The organism is Streptomyces sp. NPDC050617 (assembly GCF_040654795.1).
Taxonomy (GTDB): Bacteria; Actinomycetota; Actinomycetes; order Streptomycetales; family Streptomycetaceae; genus Streptomyces.
This window is the reverse complement of record NZ_JBFAIS010000019.1, coordinates 132,711-152,845: the sequence shown is the minus strand read 5'-3', so window position 1 is coordinate 152,845 and position 20,135 is coordinate 132,711. Positions and strand designations below refer to the sequence as shown.

18 protein-coding genes are annotated in these 20,135 nt (G+C 70.9%); 13 read left to right on the top strand and 5 right to left on the bottom strand.

The window, feature by feature from the left end:
• Positions 1-2 precede the first annotated feature (2 nt).
• The 8 genes from murG to AB0I49_RS24535 all read left to right on the top strand — a co-directional run bounded on the left by murG (position 3) and on the right by AB0I49_RS24535 (position 7,254).
• Positions 3-1,097 carry an undecaprenyldiphospho-muramoylpentapeptide beta-N-acetylglucosaminyltransferase gene (murG, locus tag AB0I49_RS24570; protein ID WP_363229212.1) on the top strand — a complete coding sequence of 365 codons (1,095 nt, stop codon included), beginning with the start codon at positions 3-5 and terminating at the stop codon, positions 1,095-1,097.
• A 109-nt stretch (positions 1,098-1,206) separates the two neighbouring features.
• On the top strand, positions 1,207-2,001 hold the full coding sequence (locus AB0I49_RS24565; protein WP_363229228.1) for an FtsQ-type POTRA domain-containing protein: 795 nt from the start codon (positions 1,207-1,209) through the stop codon (positions 1,999-2,001).
• 240 nt (positions 2,002-2,241) lie between these two features.
• Positions 2,242-3,474, top strand: a complete 1,233-nt coding sequence (ftsZ, locus tag AB0I49_RS24560; protein WP_363229211.1) for a cell division protein FtsZ — start codon at positions 2,242-2,244, stop codon at positions 3,472-3,474.
• Between the two features lie 10 nt (positions 3,475-3,484).
• Entirely contained in the window at positions 3,485-4,216 is a 732-nt protein-coding gene (pgeF, locus tag AB0I49_RS24555) for a peptidoglycan editing factor PgeF (protein WP_363229210.1), read from the top strand.
• A 3-nt stretch (positions 4,217-4,219) separates the two neighbouring features.
• On the top strand, positions 4,220-4,939 hold the full coding sequence (locus AB0I49_RS24550; protein ID WP_363229209.1) for a YggS family pyridoxal phosphate-dependent enzyme: 720 nt from the start codon (positions 4,220-4,222) through the stop codon (positions 4,937-4,939).
• Between the two features lie 124 nt (positions 4,940-5,063).
• Positions 5,064-5,666, top strand: coding sequence for a cell division protein SepF (gene sepF, locus AB0I49_RS24545; RefSeq protein ID WP_363134495.1), 603 nt, complete (start codon positions 5,064-5,066; stop codon positions 5,664-5,666).
• Positions 5,667-5,738: 72 nt separating this feature from the next.
• A complete protein-coding gene (locus tag AB0I49_RS24540; protein ID WP_363229208.1) occupies positions 5,739-6,023 on the top strand; it encodes a YggT family protein in 285 nt (94 codons plus the stop codon).
• Between the two features lie 58 nt (positions 6,024-6,081).
• A complete protein-coding gene (locus tag AB0I49_RS24535; protein WP_363229207.1) occupies positions 6,082-7,254 on the top strand; it encodes a DivIVA domain-containing protein in 1,173 nt (390 codons plus the stop codon).
• Between the two features lie 169 nt (positions 7,255-7,423).
• Here AB0I49_RS24535 and ileS read toward each other — a convergent pair whose 3' ends face one another.
• A complete protein-coding gene (ileS, locus tag AB0I49_RS24530) occupies positions 7,424-10,567 on the bottom strand; it encodes an isoleucine--tRNA ligase (RefSeq protein WP_363229206.1) in 3,144 nt (1,047 codons plus the stop codon).
• Between the two features lie 618 nt (positions 10,568-11,185).
• On the opposite strand from ileS, the gene AB0I49_RS24525 reads away from it, so the two are divergent.
• The 4 genes from AB0I49_RS24525 to AB0I49_RS24510 all read left to right on the top strand — a co-directional run bounded on the left by AB0I49_RS24525 (position 11,186) and on the right by AB0I49_RS24510 (position 15,583).
• A complete protein-coding gene (locus tag AB0I49_RS24525) occupies positions 11,186-12,073 on the top strand; it encodes a TraR/DksA C4-type zinc finger protein (RefSeq protein ID WP_363229205.1) in 888 nt (295 codons plus the stop codon).
• 148 nt (positions 12,074-12,221) lie between these two features.
• Positions 12,222-12,791: a signal peptidase II gene (lspA, locus tag AB0I49_RS24520; RefSeq protein WP_363229204.1), complete on the top strand. Its 570-nt coding sequence runs from the start codon at positions 12,222-12,224 to the stop codon at positions 12,789-12,791.
• A gap of 92 nt (positions 12,792-12,883) precedes the next feature.
• A complete protein-coding gene (locus tag AB0I49_RS24515) occupies positions 12,884-13,825 on the top strand; it encodes an RluA family pseudouridine synthase (RefSeq protein ID WP_363229203.1) in 942 nt (313 codons plus the stop codon).
• A gap of 171 nt (positions 13,826-13,996) precedes the next feature.
• Complete coding sequence (locus AB0I49_RS24510; protein ID WP_363229202.1) at positions 13,997-15,583, top strand: Na+/H+ antiporter; 1,587 nt, start codon at positions 13,997-13,999, stop codon at positions 15,581-15,583.
• Between the two features lie 153 nt (positions 15,584-15,736).
• Here the strand turns inward: AB0I49_RS24510 and AB0I49_RS24505 are convergent, their stop codons facing one another.
• Entirely contained in the window at positions 15,737-16,846 is a 1,110-nt protein-coding gene (locus tag AB0I49_RS24505) for a mechanosensitive ion channel domain-containing protein (RefSeq protein ID WP_363229201.1), read from the bottom strand.
• A gap of 103 nt (positions 16,847-16,949) precedes the next feature.
• On the opposite strand from AB0I49_RS24505, the gene AB0I49_RS24500 reads away from it, so the two are divergent.
• Positions 16,950-17,540 carry a dienelactone hydrolase family protein gene (locus tag AB0I49_RS24500; RefSeq protein WP_363229200.1) on the top strand — a complete coding sequence of 197 codons (591 nt, stop codon included), beginning with the start codon at positions 16,950-16,952 and terminating at the stop codon, positions 17,538-17,540.
• A 56-nt stretch (positions 17,541-17,596) separates the two neighbouring features.
• On the opposite strand, the gene AB0I49_RS24495 is transcribed toward AB0I49_RS24500, so the two are convergent.
• The 3 genes from AB0I49_RS24495 to AB0I49_RS24485 form a co-directional block, all read right to left on the bottom strand.
• Positions 17,597-18,445 (bottom strand): thioredoxin domain-containing protein, encoded by an 849-nt coding sequence (locus AB0I49_RS24495; RefSeq protein WP_363229199.1) that lies wholly within the window; start codon positions 18,443-18,445, stop codon positions 17,597-17,599.
• A 52-nt stretch (positions 18,446-18,497) separates the two neighbouring features.
• A complete protein-coding gene (locus tag AB0I49_RS24490) occupies positions 18,498-19,187 on the bottom strand; it encodes a hypothetical protein (RefSeq protein WP_363229198.1) in 690 nt (229 codons plus the stop codon).
• Between the two features lie 101 nt (positions 19,188-19,288).
• Entirely contained in the window at positions 19,289-20,110 is an 822-nt protein-coding gene (locus AB0I49_RS24485) for a thioredoxin domain-containing protein (RefSeq protein WP_363229197.1), read from the bottom strand.
• Positions 20,111-20,135 lie beyond the last annotated feature (25 nt).

Below are 20,135 nucleotides of genomic sequence, written 5' to 3'. Positions count from 1 at the left end.
CGGTGCATGTCGTACTCGCCGGTGGGGGGACCGCCGGCCACATCGAGCCCGCGCTCGCCCTCGCGGACGCCCTGCGAAGGCAGGACCCGACCGTGGGGATCACGGCGCTCGGCACGGAGAAGGGGCTGGAGACCCGGCTCGTGCCGGAGCGGGGCTACGAACTGGGGCTGATCCCCGCCGTGCCGCTGCCCCGCAAGCCGACCCCCGAGCTGATCACCGTCCCCGGGCGGCTGCGCGGCACCATCAAGGCGGCCGAGCAGATCCTGGAGCGGACCAAGGCCGACTGCGTGGTCGGGTTCGGCGGCTATGTGGCGCTGCCCGGCTATCTGGCCGCCAAGCGGCTCGGCGTGCCGATCATCGTCCACGAGGCCAACGCCCGCCCCGGCCTCGCCAACAAGATCGGCTCCCGGTACGCGGCGTCCGTCGCGGTCTCCACGCCCGACAGCAAGCTGCGCGGGGCCCGCTATGTCGGCATCCCGCTGCGCCGCTCCATCGCCACCCTCGACCGGGGCGCGGTCCGGCACGAGGCGCGCGCCTACTTCGGCCTCGACCCCAACCTGCCGACGCTGCTGGTCTCCGGCGGCTCGCAGGGCGCCCGCCGGCTGAACGAGGTCGTCCAGGCGGTCGCGCCGGCGCTCCAGCGCTCGGGCATTCAGATCCTGCACGCGGTCGGCCCGAAGAATGAGCTGCCGCATGTCGACAACATGCCCGGTATGCCGCCCTATATCCCGGTACCGTACGTGGATCGGATGGACCTCGCGTACGCCGCGGCCGACATGATGCTCTGCCGCGCGGGCGCGATGACCGTCGCCGAGCTGTCCGCCGTCGGGCTGCCCGCCGTGTACGTACCGCTGCCCATCGGCAACGGCGAACAGCGGCTCAACGCCCAGCCGGTGGTCAAGGCCGGCGGCGGTCTGCTGATCGACGACGCCGAGCTGACCCCCGAGTGGGTGCAGGGCAATGTCCTGCCGGTGCTCGCCGACCCGCACCGGCTGTACGAGATGTCGCGGCACGCCGCGGAGTTCGGCCGCCGGGACGCCGACGAGCTGCTCGTCGCGATGGTGTACGAGGCGATCGCCGCACGCAGAACGGGCTGAACGGCCCGTGGGAGCAGGAGGCTAGGGGAGCGTGGCCGGACCGACGACCGCTCAGCGCGGTGACTCGAAGAGCGGTAAGTCGAAACTTCGGATTCAGACGAAGCTGGGACTGAAACCCACATCGAGGCCGAAGCCGAAGCGGAAGTCGTCGGGGTCCGGCCCGCCCCGGCCCGGCGGGCGGCGGCTGCCGAGCCGCCGCACCCTGATCGTCTCCGCCGTCGCCGTCGTCCTGGTCGGGGGCGCCGCCCTCTGGGCGCTGTACGGATCCAGCTGGCTGCGCGCGACGCAGGTGAAGGTCGGCGGCACCGACGTGCTCACCCGGAGCGAGGTGCGCGACGCGGCGCGCGTACCGCTCGGCGCGCCCCTCATCTCCGTCGACACCGGTGCCATCGCGGCACGGCTGCGGGCGGAGCTGCCGCGCATCGACACCGTGGACGTCGAACGGTCCTGGCCGCACGGAATCAGTCTGAAAGTCACCGAGCGGCGGCCCGAGGCGCTCATCAAGAAGGGTGCGAAGTTCGTCGAAGTCGATGCCGGGGGCGTGCGTTTCGCCACAGTGGACAAGCCGCCGCGCGGTGTGCCGTTCCTGGCGGTGGAGCCCGAGAAGGGCAACGGCCCGGCGGCGTCGAGCCTGCGCCGGTTCGGCCCGGACCGGCTCCGCCGGGAGGCCGTCCGGGTGGCGGCCGAGCTGCCGGCGGCGGTCCGCAAGGACACCCGGACCATCCGCGTACGCTCGTACGACTCCATCACCCTGGAGCTGACGGGCGGTCGGGAAGTCGTATGGGGGAGCGGTGAGCGGGGGGCGGAGAAGGCCCGGACGCTCACCGCGCTGATGAAAGCGGCCCGCGGAGCGGATCATTTCGACGTAAGTGCACCCAGCTCGCCCGCGGTGTCCGGAAGTTGACGCACATCGCAGCAGGCCAGCACCCTGGTTGGCTAGGGCTATGGGTGATCACATAGGGTGAAAAGAAAAACGGGAGGTTCGGCGTGTTCATTGAACGTGCGCCACTTGTCGACTTAGTGTCCTGTTCGGAGAACCCACGGAACAGTGACACCGGTAACCCTAAACTTCAACGTTAGGGTTCGGGTCGGCATTCAGAACCGTCCCCCAGGCATACGTAACTCGAGGCGAGAGGCCTTCGACGTGGCAGCACCGCAGAACTACCTCGCAGTCATCAAGGTCGTCGGCATCGGCGGCGGTGGCGTGAACGCCATCAACCGGATGATCGAGGTCGGTCTCAAGGGCGTCGAGTTCATCGCGATCAACACCGATGCGCAGGCCCTGCTGATGAGCGACGCCGACGTCAAGCTCGACGTCGGCCGGGAGCTCACCCGCGGCCTCGGCGCCGGCGCCAACCCCGACGTCGGCCGCAAGGCGGCCGAGGACCACCGCGAGGAGATCGAGGAGGTCCTCAAGGGGGCCGACATGGTCTTCGTCACCGCGGGTGAGGGCGGCGGCACCGGCACGGGCGGCGCGCCCGTCGTCGCCGACATCGCCCGCTCGCTGGGCGCCCTGACGATCGGTGTGGTCACCCGGCCGTTCACCTTCGAGGGCCGCCGCCGCGCCAACCAGGCCGAGGACGGCATCGCCGGGCTGCGGGAGAATGTCGACACTCTGATCGTCATCCCCAACGACCGGCTGCTCTCCATCTCGGACCGCCAGGTGAGCGTGCTCGACGCGTTCAAGTCCGCGGACCAGGTACTGCTCTCCGGCGTCCAGGGCATCACCGACCTCATCACCACCCCGGGCCTGATCAACCTCGACTTCGCGGACGTCAAGTCCGTGATGTCCGAGGCCGGCTCGGCGCTCATGGGCATCGGCTCGGCGCGCGGCGATGACCGCGCGGTGGCCGCCGCCGAAATGGCGATCTCCTCCCCGCTGCTGGAGGCGTCCATCGACGGCGCCCGTGGGGTGCTGCTCTCCATCTCCGGCGGCAGCGACCTCGGTCTCTTCGAGATCAACGAGGCCGCGCAGCTGGTGAGTGAGGCCGCACACCCCGAGGCCAACATCATCTTCGGCGCGGTCATCGACGACGCGCTCGGCGACGAGGTCCGCGTCACCGTCATCGCGGCCGGCTTCGACGGCGGCCAGCCGCCGCCGAAGGGCAACCGCGAGAAGGTGCTCGGCTCCACCTACGGCAACCGGGAGGAGAGCGCTCCCGCCCCGGCTCCGAGCCGTCCGGCCGAGCCGGCCCGCCCGTCCTTCGGCGGCCTCGGCAGCGTCACGCCCCCGCGCGACGAGGAGCCGGCCCCGGCCGAGACGACCCCCGTCTCCGAGGTCCCGCCGCCCCCGATCAGCACGCCGCAGGTCCCGCCGGCCCGTCCGTACCAGGACAGCACGGCCGAGGAACTGGACGTTCCCGACTTCCTCAAGTGAATTCCCTGAAGTGATAGGGCAACAGCACGACGACAGCGGCGCGCACTTCGCTTTCACCGACCGGTGGGGCGGGGTGAGCGCCGCTCCGTATGACACGCTCAACCTCGGCGGCGCGGTCGGCGACGACCCCGCGGCCGTACGGGCCAACCGCGGGCTCGCGGCCGGCGCGCTCGGCCTCGACCCGGCGGCGGTCGTCTGGATGCGCCAGGTGCACGGCCGCGACGTGGCCGTGGTCGACGGGGCGTGGGGGGACGCCGAACCGCCGGCCGTGGACGCGGTGGTGACCACCCGTCGCTCCCTCGCGCTCGCCGTCCTGACCGCCGACTGCGCTCCGGTGCTGCTCGCCGACCCCTACGCCGGGGTCGCGGGCGCCGCGCACGCGGGGCGGCCGGGGCTGGTGGCCGGGGTGGTTCCGGAGCTCGTGGCGGAGATGGTCCGGCAGGGCGCGGAGCCCGCGCGGATCATCGGCCACCTCGGGCCCACGGTGTGCGGCCGCTGCTACGAGGTGCCGGAGGCGATGCGCGACGAGGTCGCCGAGACCGTGCCCGAGGCGTGGTCCGCCACCTCGTGGTCGACCCCGGCCGTGGATGTTCCGGCGGGCGTACGCGCGCAACTCGCCCGCCTCGGCGTCGACATCGGCGTTCGGTCGAACGTCTGTACGTTGGAGTCGACGGACCACTTCTCCTACCGGCGCGAGCGCACGACCGGGCGGCTCGCGAGCTATGTCTGGTTGGACGGCTGAGCTGTGACGGATCGCAGGAATGAACTGGCCGGGAATCTGGCGCGGGTGGAGGAACGTATCTCTGCCGCCTGCGCCGCCGCCGGCCGCAAGCGTGAAGAAGTGACCCTCATCGTGGTCACCAAGACCTACCCCGCGAGCGACGTCAGGCTGCTCGCGGAACTGGGGGTGCGTCATGTCGCGGAGAACCGCGACCAGGACGCCGCGCCGAAGGCCGCGGAATCCACCGACCTGCCCCTCAACTGGCACTTTGTGGGTCAATTGCAGACGAACAAGGTACGGTCTGTGGTGAGTTACGCCGATGTGGTGCAGTCCGTCGACCGGCCCAAGCTGGTGACGGCGCTCTCCGCGGCGGCGGTGCGGGCCGGCCGGGAGCTCGGCGCGCTCGTCCAAGTGGCCCTCGACGCGGAGTCGGGCGAGCGCGGGGAGCGCGGCGGGGTGGCGCCGGACGGCGTCGAGGCGCTGGCGGACGCCATAGCCGCGGCCGAAGGGCTCCGGCTCGACGGGGTCATGACGGTGGCTCCGCTCGCCGGGGCGTACGCCGGCAGACAACGGGCGGCGTTCGACCGGCTGATGGAAATCGCAACGGGCCTGCGCGTATCTCATCCGGCTGCGAACATGGTGTCAGCAGGTATGAGCGCGGACCTTGAGGACGCAGTGGCGGCGGGGGCGACACATGTACGCGTCGGCACTGCGGTACTCGGAGTCCGACCCAGCCTCAGGTAACGTCGCCAAGCAGGTCGGACCACAGCACAAAATATGGTCATTTCCGCCAAAGGGCGGGCAGGCCGAGTGGATCCAGGGCGACCGGTGACGGAGCCGATCCACCACAGAGCGGAGGATGCGGAGCATGGCCGGCGCGATGCGCAAGATGGCGGTCTACCTCGGCCTCGTGGAGGACGATGGGTACGACGGCCCGGGGTTCGACCCCGATGACGAGTTCGAACCCGAGCCGGAGCCCGACCGGGCTCGAAGGCAGCAGCAGCCCCAACAGACGCAACAGGACGAACCGGTGCGAGTCGCGCATCCGCCGGCGCAGCGGGAGCCTGCTCCGCTCGTAGCGGAAAGCGGACGACCCGCGCGAATCGCCCCCGTGGCGTCCATCACACCCGAACGTCAGTCTCTGGAGAAGAACGCACCGGTGATCATGCCCAAGGTTGTGTCCGAGCGGGAGCCTTACCGCATCACCACACTGCACCCGCGGACCTACAACGAGGCCCGTACCATCGGGGAACACTTCCGCGAGGGCACTCCGGTGATCATGAACCTGACCGAGATGGACGACACGGATGCGAAGCGACTTGTCGACTTTGCCGCCGGTCTGGTCTTCGGACTGCACGGCAGCATCGAGCGGGTGACGCAGAAGGTGTTCCTGCTGTCTCCTGCTAACGTCGATGTCACGGCGGAGGACAAGGCCCGCATCGCAGAGGGCGGGTTCTTCAACCAGAGCTGAGACGCAACACCGGCAAGACCGTGATCAACGGCCAACTGGCCTAGTACGAGCAAGGGGAGAGGGACGCGCGAGATGGGCATCGCACTGCAGGTGATCTACATCGCGCTGTATTGCTTCCTCATCGTGCTGATCTTCCGGCTGGTGATGGACTACGTCTTCCAGTTCGCCCGCTCATGGCAACCCGGCAAGGCGATGGTGGTCGTTCTGGAGGCCACCTACACTGTCACTGATCCGCCACTCAAGCTTCTGCGGCGGTTCATTCCGCCGCTGCGTCTCGGGGGCGTGGCGCTCGACCTGTCCTTCTTCGTACTGATGATCATCGTGTACATCCTGATCACCGCGGTGAGCTGGCTGTGAGCGCGATGTCACATACGTTCTTGCCGATTGCCGACGACTACGTTGAGGTGAAGAAGAGATGCCGTTGACCCCCGAGGACGTACGGAACAAACAGTTCACGACCGTCCGTCTCCGAGAAGGCTATGACGAGGACGAGGTCGATGCCTTCCTCGACGAGGTCGAAGCCGAACTGACCCGCCTCCTCCGCGAGAACGAGGACCTGCGAGCCAAGCTGGCCGCGGCCACCAGGGCCGCCGCGCAGAACCAGCAGCAGGGGATGCGCAAGCAGCAGCAGGAGCCGCAGGACCAGCGGCCCGGCGCCCCGGTGCCCGCCGCCATATCCGGTCCGCAGCCTGTGCCGCCCCAGCAGCAACAGCAACAACAGCAGCAGCAACAACAGCAGCAGCAGATGGGCGGCCCCCCTCAGCTGGCCGGCGGCGCTCCGCAGCTGCCGCCCGGCCCCGGCGGCCACGGCCCCGGTCCGCAGGGCCCGCACGGCCCCGGCCCGATGGGGCAGAACGGTCCGATGGGCGGCCCGCTCGGCGGCCCCATGGGTCAGAACGGCATGAACCCGAACGGCATGGGCCAGAACGGTCCGATGGGCGGCCCCGGCCCCCAGCTGCCGCAGCCGGGCCAGGGTCCGGGCGGCGACAGCGCGGCCCGCGTGCTCTCGCTCGCTCAGCAGACGGCCGATCAGGCCATCGCGGAGGCCCGGTCCGAGGCCAACAAGATCGTCGGTGAGGCGCGCAGCCGCGCCGAGGGTCTGGAGCGGGACGCCCGAGCCAAGGCCGACGCGCTGGAGCGGGACGCGCAGGAAAAGCACCGCGTGGCGATGGGCTCGCTGGAGTCCGCTCGCGCCACGCTGGAGCGCAAGGTCGAGGACCTGCGCGGCTTCGAGCGCGAGTACCGCACCCGGCTCAAGTCCTACCTGGAGAGCCAGCTGCGCCAGTTGGAGAACCAGGCCGACGACTCGCTGGCCCCGCCGCGGACCCCGGCGACCGCCTCGCTGCCGCCGTCCCCCTCGATGGCCGGCGCCGGCGCGGGCATGAGCTCGCAGCACTCCATGGGCGGCAACCCGTCCATGGGCGGCCACGGCGGCCCCTCCAGCGGGGCTCCGTCCTACGGCGGCCAGCAGCAGATGTCCCCGGCGATGACCCAGCCGATGGCACCGGTCCGGCCGCAGGGCCAGCAGCCGATGCAGCAGGCGCCGTCTCCGATGCGCGGCTTCCTGATCGACGAGGACGACAACTGACCGGTCGGACCGCGCCTCGCGCGTAGCCGTCGGCGGTATTTACGGGCCGGGCCTCTGGGACATCCCAGGGGCCCGGCCCGTTTCGCGTTCACGTGACAGCACGTATAGGCGTCAAAAAGCCGGGCGGGCTCGGAGTTCGAGCCCGCCCGGCTTTTCCATGCCGCGGTTGCTACACCTTGCGCAGCCGGAAGGTCAGGGACAGGGGCTCGTCCGTGAACGGGTCGCCGAAGGAGGCATCGGCGACCGTCGTCGCGAACTCGTCGGCCAGGACCTCGTCGGAGATCAGCCCGGCATGCTCGGCCAGCGCCTCGGACGTCTCGGCGTCCGGTGTCTCCCAGCGGACCAGGATGCGGTCGGCGACGTCCAGGCCGCTGTTCTTACGGGCCTCCTGGATCAGCCGGATGGCGTCGCGGGCCAGGCCCGCGCGGCGCAGTTCCGGGGTGATCTCCAGGTCGAGGGCGACGGTGGCGCCGGAGTCGGAGGCCACGGACCAGCCCTCGCGGGGGGTTTCGGTGATGATGACCTCGTCGGGGGCGAGCGTCACCCGCTCGCCGTCGACCTCGACCGCGGCCGTGCCCTCGCGCAGGGCCAGGGACAGGGCGGCGGCGTCCGCCTCGGCGACGGCCTTCGCCACTGCCTGGACGCCCTTGCCGAACCGCTTGCCCAGCGCGCGGAAGTTGGCCTTGGCCGTGGTGTCCACGAGCGAGCCCCCCACCTCGTTGAGGGAGGCGAGGGAGGAGACGTTCAGCTCCTCCGTGATCTGGGCGCGCAGCTCGTCCGACAGGGACTCGAAGCCCGACGCCGCCACCAGCGCCCGCGACAGCGGCTGACGCGTCTTCACGCCGGACTCCGCGCGCGTCGCGCGGCCCAGCTCGACCAGCCGGCGGACCAGCAGCATGCGCTCGGAGAGCGTCGGGTCGATCAGCTTCTCGTCCGCGACCGGCCAGCTGGTCAGGTGCACCGAGTCGGGCGCGTCCGGCGTCACCGGCACGACGAGGTCCTGCCACACCCGCTCGGTGATGAAGGGGGTGAGCGGCGCCATGAGCCGGGTGACCGTCTCCACCGTCTCGTGCAGCGTGCGCAGCGCGGCCGGGTCGCCCTGCCAGAAGCGGCGGCGGGAGCGGCGCACGTACCAGTTGGAGAGGTCGTCGACGAACGCGGACAGCAGCTTGCCGGCGCGCTGGGTGTCGAAGGACTCCAGGGCCGCCGTGACCTCGACGACCAGCGCGTTCAGCTCGCCGAGCAGCCAGCGGTCCAGCAGCGGCCGGTCGGCCGGGGCCGGGTCGGCGGCGGACGGCGCCCAGGAGGACGTACGGGCGTACAGCGCCTGGAAGGCGACCGTGTTCCAGTACGTCAGGAGCGTCTTGCGGACGACCTCCTGGATCGTGCTGTGGCCGACCCGGCGCGCGGCCCACGGGGAGCCGCCGGCCGCCATGAACCAGCGGACCGCGTCCGCGCCGTGCTGGTCCATCAGCGGGATCGGCTGGAGGATGTTGCCCAGGTGCTTGGACATCTTCCGGCCGTCCTCGGCGAGGATGTGGCCCAGGCAGACCACGTTCTCGTAGGACGACTTGTCGAAGACCAGGGTGCCGACCGCCATCAGGGTGTAGAACCAGCCGCGGGTCTGGTCGATGGCCTCGGAGATGAACTGCGCCGGGTACCGCTTCTCGAAGAGGTCCTTGTTCTTGTACGGGTAGCCCCACTGCGCGAACGGCATCGAACCCGAGTCGTACCAGGCGTCGATGACCTCGGGCACGCGGACCGCCTCCAGCGCGCAGCCCTCGGCCGTGCAGTCGAAGGTGACCGCGTCGATGTACGGGCGGTGCGGGTCCAGGCCCGACTGGTCGGCGCCGGTCAGCTCGGTCAGCTCGGCCAGCGACCCGACGCAGGTGAGGTGGCCCTCCTCGCAGCGCCAGATGGGCAGCGGGGTGCCCCAGTAGCGGTTGCGGGACAGCGCCCAGTCGATGTTGTTGTTGAGCCAGTCGCCGAACCGGCCGTGCTTGACCGAGTCCGGGAACCAGTTGGTCGCCTCGTTCTCCTCCAGCAGCCGGTCCTTGACGGCGGTGGTGCGGATGTACCAGGACGGCTGCGCGTAGTAGAGCAGCGCCGTGTGGCAGCGCCAGCAGTGCGGGTAGCTGTGCTCGTAGGGCACATGGCGGAAGAGCAGGCCGCGCTCCCGCAGGTCCTCGACCAGCGCCTCGTCGGCCTTCTTGAAGAACTGGCCGCCGACGAGCGGCAGCTCCGCCTCGAAGGTGCCGTCGGGGCGGACCGGGTTGACGACCGGCAGGCCGTACGCGCGGCAGGTCTTGAGGTCGTCCTCACCGAAGGCCGGCGCCTGGTGGACGAGGCCGGTGCCGTCCTCGGTGGTCACGTACTCGGCGTTGACGACGAAGTTGGCGTCGGCCAGCTCGACGAGCGCGAACGGGCGGGAGTACGTCCAGCGCTCCATCTCCCGGCCGGTGAACGACTCCCCGGTGGCCTCCCAGCCCTCGCCGAGCGCCTTCTCCAGCAGCGGCTCGGCGACGACGAGCCGCTCCTCGCCGTCGGTCGCCACGACATAGCGGACGTCGGGGTGGGCGGCGACGGCGGTGTTGGAGACCAGGGTCCAGGGGGTGGTCGTCCAGATGAGCAGCGAGGCGCCGCCCGCCAGCGGGCCGGAGGTCAGCGGGAGGCGGACGAAGACCGACGGGTCGACGACGGTCTCGTACCCCTGGGCCAGCTCGTGGTCCGAGAGGCCGGTGCCGCAGCGAGGGCACCAGGGGGCGACCCGGTGGTCCTGGACCAGCAGCCCCTTGTCGAAGATCTCCTTGAGCGACCACCACACGGACTGCACATAGTCCGGGTCCATGGTGCGGTAGGCGTTGTCGAGGTCGGCCCAGTAGCCCATGCGCGTGGTCAGCTCGGCGAAGGCGTCGGTGTGCCGGGTCACCGACTCGCGGCACTTCGCGTTGAACTCCGCGATGCCGTACGCCTCGATGTCCTGCTTGCCGTTGAAGCCCAGTTCCTTCTCGACGGCCAGCTCGACCGGCAGGCCGTGGCAGTCCCAGCCCGCCTTGCGGCCGACGTGGTAGCCCTGCATGGTGCGGAAGCGGGGGAAGACGTCCTTGAAGACGCGGGCCTCGATGTGGTGGGCGCCCGGCATGCCGTTGGCGGTGGGCGGGCCCTCGTAGAAGACCCACTCGGGGCGGCCCTCGGACTGGGCGAGGGTGCGGTCGAAGATCTTGTTCTCGCGCCAGAAGTCGAGCACGGCGTGCTCCAGGGCGGGCAGGTCGACCTGTGCGGGTACCTGCCGGTACTGCGGCGACGGGGTCATCTGGCTCTTCCTCCGGCGGAACGTCGTTTCGCTGTCCGTCGGAGGGACGAGAGCTTGACGCGCTCCCGCGGTACCACCCTCCTTGGCCGCGGGCCGTGCCCGAGGCCCCCTCATTGGGGTTCGCGAGGCCGGGTCTACTGGCCCGCCGGGGCGGGCGTTCTTCCGGCGGCTCCGGGGTGATCTTCACGTCGCGCACACCCCCGGGCTCGCACCGTCCCCGGGTCGCTTTTGGCTGCGTGCGGCGCTACTCGTCCCTTCCACGCCTTTCGCTGCGCCCAGTGTACGGGCCCGTACCGAGCGCCGCCGACCCGTTTTCCGCCGGAGGCGCGGAGGGGCGGCCGCCGCGCTGCGTCGGCTGAGGTACCGGCCGGTCCTGGGTTGGCCCGAATGCCGATACGTCCGGTGTGCCCTCGGGCGGGCGGGCCGGGGCGCCCCGCCGTGCCGCCCGTACCGCCGGATTACCGGGCCATGGGCTGGGCACAACCGATGAGACCGGCCTGCCGCACGGGCAAGCCGGGGCGAATCCGGCGGCGTGCCCCGTTGCCGCGTGCCCGGAGTCGATTTATCGTTCCGGCACGATTCGCGAGCAAGATCACAAAATGTGAAGGGGCCGCGGCCATGGTGGCGAAGAAGACCGCCGCGAAGAAGACTGCGCCGTCCGGCGAGGCGTCGGCGGCGACGGCGAAGAAGGCCGCGGCGAAGAAGACGGAGACGGCGGCCGGGAAGGCCCCGGCGAAGAAGGGCACGGCCGAGAAGGCGACGGCGAAGAAGGCGACGGCGAAGAAGACCGCGGCCGGGAAAGCCCCGGCGAAGAAGGCGACGGCGAAGAAGACCGCGGCGGCGAAAACCCCGGCCGAGAAGGCTCCGGCCGGACAGACCGCGGTGAAGAAGAGCACGGCCGAGGAGGCCGTCGCGAAGAACGGCGCAGCAGGTACCACAGGCGAGCGAACAGCCAAGAGGGCCGCACCGGCCGAGCAGGCGGTGCCCGCGAAGAAGACGACGGGAGCCAAGACGGTGGCTGCGAAGAAGACCACGGGTGGGGAACGGGCCGCCAAGGCCACGACAGCGGCCGCGACGACGGTGCCGGGGGCCCGTACGGCCGCCGCCGAGCCCGACGAGCTGGCCGTACGACCGGGGGAGGACCCCTGGTCGCCGGCGGAGGTGGCCGAGGCGCGCGCCGAGCTGCACAGCGAGGTGCTGCGGCTGCGCGCCGAGCTGATCGCCTCCGAGGAGGCCATCGCCGGGCTGATGCGCGACTCCGGCGACGGCGCGGGGGACGACCAGGCCGACACCGGCACCAAGAACATCACGCGCGAGCACGAGCTGGCGCTGGCCGGAAACGCCCGCGAGATGCTGGAGCAGACCGAGCGCGCCCTGGAGCGGCTCGACGCCGGCACGTACGGGATCTGCGAGAACTGCGGCAAACCGATCGGCAAGGCCCGGATGCAGGCGTTTCCCCGCGCCATGCTGTGCGTCGAGTGCAAGCAGCGGCAGGAACGCCGCTGACCGGCCCGCGGCGGCGTGCCGTACTCTCGTCCTCAGCCGGGCGGGGGCGCCCGGCGCCCAGCGAACGCAGGAGTGCGCCGCGCTGCCGGGCAGCACCGCCGGACCGGGCGGTGGTGCGCGGCGGGCGGGACGACGTCGAGGGACTCAGGTGACAGAGGCGGAGCAGACCACCGGTACGCCGGGAGAGGCCGAAGGGGACGGTGCCTCGCAGGAGGTGGGTCCGCCGAAGGGGAGGAAGCGGCGGATCGGGGTGCTGCTGACGGTCGCTCCCTTGGCCTACCTCCTGGACCTGGTCAGCAAGCTGGCCGTGGTGGCCAAGCTGGAGCACCACGACCCGGTCCACGTGATCGGCACCTGGCTGCAGCTCCAGGTGATCCGCAACCGCGGCGCGGCCTTCAGCTTCGGCGAGGCCATGACCATCGTCTTCACCTGCATCGCGGTGATCGTGATCGTGGTGATCGCGCGGCTCGCCCGCAAGCTCTACAGCGTGCCGTGGGCGATCGCGCTGGGCCTGCTGCTCGGCGGGGCGCTCGGCAACCTCACCGACCGGGTGTTCCGCTCGCCCGGCGGGTTCCAGGGCGGCGTGGTCGACTGGATCGCGCCCGCGCACTTCGCGGTCTTCAACCTGGGCGACTCGGCGATCGTCTGCGGCGGCATCCTGATCGTGATCCTCTCCTTCCGCGGCCTGGACCCCGACGGCACGGTGCACAAGGACTGACGGCGTGTAAGGACTGACGGCGTGTACGGGCATACAGCCGTACGGGCATACGGCCGTACGGACAGGTCCGCGCCGTCCTGCATACTCGACGGGTGAGCACGATTCCCGAGATCCGCACCCTGCCCGTACCCGACGGCCTCGAAGGCGAGCGCGTGGACGCCGCCATCGCCCGCATGTTCGGCTTTTCGCGGACCAAGGCGGCCGAGCTCGCCGCCGGGGGGAAGGTCCAGCTCGACGGCGCGGTGGCCGGCAAGTCCGACCGGGTGACCGGCGGCGCCTGGCTGGAGGTCGAGATGCCCGGCGCCCCGGTGCCGGTGCAGATCGTCGCCGAGCCCGTCGAGGGCATGGAGATCGTGCACGACGACGACGACATCGTCGTGATCGTCAAGCCGGTCGGGGTGGCCGCGCACCCGAGCCCCGGCTGGACCGGCACCACCGTCATCGGCGGGCTCGCCGCCGCCGGCTACCGCATCTCGACCTCGGGGGCGGCCGAGCGCCAGGGCATCGTGCACCGCCTCGACGTGGGCACCTCGGGGCTGATGGTCGTGGCCAAGTCCGAGCGCGCCTACACCCTGCTCAAGCAGCAGTTCCGGGAGCGCACGGTCGACAAGCGCTACCACGCGCTGGTGCAGGGCCACCCGGACCCGATGAGCGGCACCATCGACGCCCCCATCGGGCGGCACCCGAACCACGACTACAAGTGGGCGGTGACGGCCGAGGGCAAGCCGTCCGTGACGCACTACGACCTCATCGAGGCGTTCCGGGCCGCCAGCCTCCTCGACATCAAGCTGGAGACCGGCCGTACGCACCAGATCCGCGTGCACATGTCGGCGCACCGGCACCCGTGCGTCGGCGACACCACGTACGGCGCCGACCCGACGCTGGCCAAGCGGCTGCGGCTCACCCGGCAGTGGCTGCATGCGATGCGGCTCGGTTTCGAGCACCCCGGCGACGGCAGCTGGGTCGAGTTCGAGAGCGCGTACCCCGAGGACCTCCAGCGGGCGCTGGACATCGTGCGGGCGGAGAGCTCCTGACGCTGCGTCACCCCCGGCGGGCGGGGCGGTGGGTCCGCGCGTTCCGGGTGCGGACACGCGCGTATTCCGGGTGCGGCGATATGTGATCAATGCCGCGTTGAGCGGTTTGTGTGACCGGTCATGGCAGGCTTGAGGCGTTGATCGTCGGACCGACACCGGAGCGTATACGTCGTGGACCAGCTTGCCCTGCTGTTCGTACTGCTACTCGGGGCCGTGGTCATGGTGCCGCTCGGTGACCGGCTGGGACTCCCGTCGCCGGTCTTGATGACCCTGGGCGGGATCGTTCTCGCGCTGCTGCCGTTCGTGCCGAACGTCAATGTGCCGCCCGAGTACATCCTGCCGCTGGTGCTGCCGCCGCTGCTGTACGCCTCCGTGCAGCGCACGTCCTGGCGGCAGTTCGCGGCCAATCTCAGACCGATCTTCCTGCTCGCGGTGGCGCTGGTCTTCGTGACGACCGCCGCGGTCGCCGTCGTCGCCAACGCCGTCGTGCCCGGCCTGCCGCTCGCCGCGGCCGTCGCGCTCGGCGCGCTGGTCGCCCCGCCCGACCCGGTCGCCGCGACCGCCGTCGCCGGGTCGCTCGGGCTGCCGCGCCGCCTGGTCTCCATCCTGGAGGGCGAAGGGCTCTTCAACGACGTCACCGCGATCGTGCTGTACCACGTGGCCATCGCCGCCACCGTCACCGGCTCCTTCTCCCTCCCGCACGCCGTCGGCGAGCTGGTGCTCTCCGCGGTGGTCGCCATAGCGGTGGGCCTGGTGCTCGGCTGGGCCGCCAACAAGCTGATGAACCTGCTCGGCGACGCCACCCTCCAGATCGGCCTCACCCTGCTGGTGCCGTTCGTCGCGTACGTACTGGCCGAGGAGTTCCGCGGTTCGGGGGTGCTGGCGGTGCTCACCACCGCGCTCTTCCTCGCCGAGCACGCGGTGGACGCGGACGACGTGCTGGGCCGGCTGGCGGGCCACACCTTCTGGGAGATCGTCGACACCCTCGTCACCGGAGTCGCCTTCGGCCTCATCGGCCTCGAACTCCACAATGTCTTCGGCACGGCCTCCGGCCGCTGGGGCGAGATGCTCGCGGCCGGCGGCGCGGTGGTCGGCGTCGTGGTCGGCGTACGGCTGCTGTGGCTGCTGCCCGCCGCCTGGCTCGCCCGCAAGATGCACCGGCACCGGGACGTCGAGGAAGAAATCCCGATGACCTGGCGCGAGACCGTCGTCATGTGGTGGTCCGGGATGCGCGGCGTCGCCTCCGTCGCGCTGGCCCTCGCCATCCCGCTCACCATGGACGACGGTTCGGACTTCCCCGCCCGCGACGAGATCCTCTTCATCGCCTTCTCCGTCATCATGGCCACCCTCGTCGTCCAGGGGCTGACCCTGCCCTGGCTGGTGCGCAGGCTCGGGGTGAAGGCGGACACCGACGCCGAGCGGGAGACGGAACGCCGGCTCGCGATCCGCGCCGCCAAGGCAGCCAAGAGCAGGCTCAAGGAGATCCAGGCGGTCGAGGAACTGCCCGAGGACCTCGCCGAGCAGCTGAACCGGCGCGCGTACGACGTCGGCGCGCGCATCAGCCCCGACATGGTGGACGACGAGCGCCGGGAGGCGCACGCCCAGCGCGTCAAGCGGCTGCGCACCGTGCAGCGCATCCAGAGCGAGATGCTGTCCGCCGCCCGGCACGAGGTGCTCTCCGCGCGCAGCGAGGCGGGCGCCGACCCGGAGATCGTCGACCGGGTGCTGCGCCACCTCGACGTGCGGAGCCTGCGCTGACGGCGCCGCGCGGGGCTGTCCGGCCCCGCGCACGGAGCTGATCCGGGGCCTACGGGCCAAAGGACGTACGGGCCAAAGGACGTACGGGCTGAAAGCCGTACGGGCCGAAGGACGTACGGGCCCGAAGCCGTACGGGACCGGGCCCGGCTCCGGTCAGGCGGTGCCGGGGCCGGGGCCGATGTCCTCGGACCTCGGCGGCGCCTGGGGGCGGTCGGGCGCCTCCCGCAGGCCCGGCGCGTGCGCCGTGTTGATCCGCGGCAGCGCGTACGGGTGCTCCCGGCGCAGCCACTCCACCAGCTGTTCACGCACCACGCAGCGGAGCGTCCAGATGTCGTCCGAGTCCTTCGCGGTGACCAGCGCCCGCACCTGGATCGTGGACGGGGTGGTGTCGGTGATCACCAGGCTCCAGGCCCGGCGGTCCCACTCGGCGCTCTTCATGAGGATCTCGTGCAGCCGCTGGCGCATGAGGTCTATCGGCGTGGTGTGGTCCAGGTGGAAGAAGACCGTGCCGGTCATCCGGGGCGTGCCGCGCGTCCAGTTCTCGAACGGCTTGCTCGTGAAGTACGACACGGGCATGGTGATCCGGCGCTCGTCCCAGGTGGTCACCACCAGGTAGGTGAGGGTGATCTCCTCGACCGTGCCCCACTCGCCGTCGACCACCACCGTGTCGCCGATCCGCACCATGTCGCCGAAGGCGATCTGGAGCCCGGCGAAGAGGTTGCCGAGCGTCGACTGGGCGGCGACACCGGCGACGATGCCGATCACACCGGCCGAGGCCAGCATCGAGGTCCCCACCGTCTTCATGGCCGGGAAGGTCAGCAGCATCGCCGCCACCGTCACCACCACGACGACCGCGGTGACGATCCGCTGGATCAGCGTCACCTGGGTACGGACCCGGCGGACCCGCGCCCGGTCGTGGGCGTTCGCGGCGTAACGGGCGTACGTCGACTCCACTATGGCCGCGGCGCCGCGCACCGCGAGCCACGCGACGGCGGCGATCAGCACCAGCGTCAGGGTCTGGCCGATGCCCGCCTCGTGCTCCTCGACCACCGTGAACCGTATGGAGGTGAAACTGCCGCGCAGCAGGGCCGCGCACAGCACCAGCTGGAGCGGCAGCCGGCAGCGGCGCAGCAGGTCCCACAGCGGGGTCTCGGGGTGGCGGGCGTCGATCCGGCGCACCACCAGGTCGGCGGCCCAGCCGACGAGCAGGGTGATGGCGATCGAGCCGCCGATCACGATGAGCGGACGCAACACGTCCTCCATGGACACCTCGGCTCCTTCCAGCGCGATTCGGGTGGTCCGCGTCCCACCGACGGTAACTGGCACGATGGGGTGATCGCGATTCACCTACAGGGAAGTGGCTCCAGTGGCGTCCTCTACCACGATTGTCCTGTTTCACTCGGCTTACGGGCTGCGCCCTGCCGTCCACACGGCGGCCGAGCGGCTGCGCGCCGCCGGGCACGAGGTGCATGTGCCGGACCTCTACGACGGGCGGACCGCCGAGACCGTCGAGGACGGCATGGCGATCAAGGACGAGATCGGCAAGGAGGAGCTGCTGCGCCGGGCCATCGCCGCGGTCGCCCCGCTCTCGGAGCGCGGCCTCGTGTACGCGGGCTTCTCGCTCGGCGGGTCGATCGCGCAGAACCTGGCGCTGGGCGACGAGAAGGCGCGGGGGCTGCTGCTCCTGCACGGCACCTCCGACCTCGCGGAGGACGCGTCCGTCGACGAGCTGCCCGTACAGCTGCATGTCGCGGACCCGGACCCGTTCGAGCCGCAGGACTGGCTGAACGCCTGGTATCTGCGGATGCGGCGGGCCGGCGCGGACGTGGAGGTCTACCGCTACCAGGGGGCCGGGCACCTCTTCACCGACCCCGAGCTCCCGGACTACGACGCGGAGGCCGCGGAGGCGGCCTGGAAGGTGTCGCTCGGCTTCCTCGCGGACCTCGGCGACGCGTAGCCGGTTCCCGGCGGCGGGTGGGCGGCGCATACGGTCGCCCACCCGCGGCCTGAGGGCTACTTCTTCGGGCCGAACGCCTTGTCGATCGCCGCGACGTACTCGTCCTTGGTCATCGGGGCGCGATCCATGCCCTCGGCGTTCAGCTTCTTCCCGTCGACGAGCAGCGTGGGCGTGCCCTGCACGCCGTTCTTGCCGAAGAGCTTGCCCATCTCCAGCGCCCACTTGTCGTAGGTGCCGTCCTTCACGGCCTTCTCGAAGCCGGCGTTGCCCTTGAGGGCCGGGACCTGCTGCGCGACGTCGATGAGCTTCTGGTCCTTGGCGAAGGCGTCGTCCGTCTCCTCCGGGTGGTTCTTCTGCGAGTACAGGGCCTCCTTGTACGCGATGAACGCGTCCGGGCTGACATTCAGGGCTGCGCCCAGCGCGCTGACCGCGTTCTTCGAGCCGGTCCCCTTGGCGCCCATGCTGTCGATGAAGTTGACGAGGACGTAGCGCACCTTGTACCGGCCGTCCTTGACGTCCTGGCGCAGCTGCGGGCCGGCGCTCTGCTCGAAGGCCGCGCACGCGGGGCACCGCGGGTCCTCGTAGACCTCCAGGGTCTTCTTGGCCTTCGCGTCGCCGACGGTGATCACATTGCCGTTCTCGCCCGAGGTGTTGGCGGGCTTGACGAGGGTCTTCTTGGCGGCGGCGTCCCACTCCTTGCTGCCGGTGGACTTGTCCTTGCCGGAACCGCCGTCCATGTTGCTGACCGCGAAGCCGATGCCGCCGGCTATCGCGAGCACCACGACGATCGAGCCGCCGACGACGAGCTGCCGGCGGGTCTTGTCCTTCTTGGCCTGGCGCTCGCGCTCGGCGCGCAGCCGCTCGCGGGCGGCCTGCTTGTTCTGCGGGTTGTTGCGGTTGCTCATGATCTCGACTCCGTGGATTGACGTGCGCGGTATGCGAAACGGACCGGACTGCTCAGGCGCCCGCGAATACGTGGGCAGCCGGGCGGGGCGGACCGCGCCGTACGACGGAGTGGAGGAGCAGAGGGAGCGTGCGGCCGACCCGCGCGCGCCCGTTCGCCATGACGGGAGCCCCCGGCCGTACGGCGGCGACGATCACGGCGACGGCGAACAGCAGCGGCCGGAAGGCGAGCGACGCGACCGCGCGCAGCAGCCGCCGCAGCGCCACCTCGCCGCGCCGCAGCCAGGCGGCGGCCAGCAGCCCGACCGCGAGATGCGCGGCCAGCAGCAGCCAGGGCGTCGACGCGGTGCCGATGAGCGGCGCGGGGTCGCCGGAGTGGGCGGTCAGCCGGGCCAGCGGCGTGCCGAACTCGCCGCTGTGGCACAGCAGATCGACGCCCATGGAGTGCAGCGGCCCCGTGACGGGGCCGCCCGAGCGGCCGTAGCACGTGTGCTGGCCGGTGGTGAAGACCGTGTCCGCCGCCAGTTCCAGGGGGACGAGGAGGGCGGCGATGCGCCAGTAGCCGCGCTCCCGTCCCGCCAGGGCGTACGCGATCGTGAAGAAGGCGGCGCAGAGCACGGCCGCCGTCGACAGCGGGAGGGGGGTGCGGGAGAGCACGACGTGGGAACCGGCGGACAGCGTGACGCACACGGCCGTGAACAGCGCCGCGCGTACGGCTCTCAACTGCTCTCCCGTCCCCTCCATGACGCCGAATTTTGCCACGGCGGCGGGTAGGCGTCGTGTCAAGATTCGGACTCGGGTCCGTATCGGAGCCGGCTCGTCGGAGCCGGCTCACCGAGGACGGATCAGAGGTGCTCCTTGACGGCCGACTCGAAGTCCGCCGGGGTCATCGGCACGCCCTGGCCCTTGGTCAGCTTCTTGCCGTCGAGCTTGAGGGTCGGCGTCCCCGTGACGTCCTTCGCCTTGTCGAACGTGTCGGAGACGTTCAGCGCCCACTTGTCGAAGGTGCCCTTGGTGACGTTCTTCTTGAACTCGGCGTTGTCCTTGAGGGCCGGGACCTGCTGCGCGATCTTCAGCAGGTAGTCGTCGTCGGCGAACTTGTCCTGCGTCTCCTCGGGGTGGTTGGCCTTGGAGTACAGCGCCTGGTTGTAGGCGACGAACGCCTCCGGGCTGACGTTGACGGCGGCCCCGATCGCGCTGAGCGCGTTCTTCGACCCGGTCCCGCCCATGTTCTTGTCCAGGAATGTACCGATGTGGTACGTGACCTTGTACGTGCCGGCCTTGACGTCCTTCTGGATCTCGCCCCCGACGTTCTGCTCGAAGACCGAGCAGATCGGGCAGCGCATGTCCTGGTAGACCTCCAGCGTGTGCTTGGCCTTCGGGTCGCCGACGGTGATGTCGGTGCCGCCCTTGCCCGCGGTGTTCGCGGGCTCGACCAGCGTCTGCTTCGCGGCCGCGTCCCAGGACGAGTCGCTGCTCTTGCTGCCGCTGCCGCCCAGCTGCGTGGCGGCGACCCCGATGCCCGCGGCGACGGCCAGCACCGCGACGACCGAGCCGCCGACGACGAGCTGCCGGCGGGTCTTGTCCTTCTTGGCCTGGCGCTCGCGCTCGGCGCGCAGCCGCTCGCGGGCGGCCTGCTTGTTCTGCTGGCTGTTGCGGTTGCTCATGAGGATGCTCTCTCTGCGTCGTGTG

Coding starts and splice junctions, on each gene's coding strand:
- sepF (WP_363134495.1), top strand. CDS start 5,064: ATGGCCGGCGCGATGCGCAAGATGGCGGTCTACCTCGGCCTCGTGGAG.
- AB0I49_RS24540 (WP_363229208.1), top strand. CDS start 5,739: ATGGGCATCGCACTGCAGGTGATCTACATCGCGCTGTATTGCTTCCTC.
- AB0I49_RS24535 (WP_363229207.1), top strand. CDS start 6,082: ATGCCGTTGACCCCCGAGGACGTACGGAACAAACAGTTCACGACCGTC.
- ileS (WP_363229206.1), bottom strand. CDS start 10,567: ATGACCCCGTCGCCGCAGTACCGGCAGGTACCCGCACAGGTCGACCTG.
- AB0I49_RS24525 (WP_363229205.1), top strand. CDS start 11,186: ATGGTGGCGAAGAAGACCGCCGCGAAGAAGACTGCGCCGTCCGGCGAG.
- AB0I49_RS24505 (WP_363229201.1), bottom strand. CDS start 16,846: ATGGAGGACGTGTTGCGTCCGCTCATCGTGATCGGCGGCTCGATCGCC.
- AB0I49_RS24495 (WP_363229199.1), bottom strand. CDS start 18,445: ATGAGCAACCGCAACAACCCGCAGAACAAGCAGGCCGCCCGCGAGCGG.
- AB0I49_RS24490 (WP_363229198.1), bottom strand. CDS start 19,187: ATGGAGGGGACGGGAGAGCAGTTGAGAGCCGTACGCGCGGCGCTGTTC.
- AB0I49_RS24485 (WP_363229197.1), bottom strand. CDS start 20,110: ATGAGCAACCGCAACAGCCAGCAGAACAAGCAGGCCGCCCGCGAGCGG.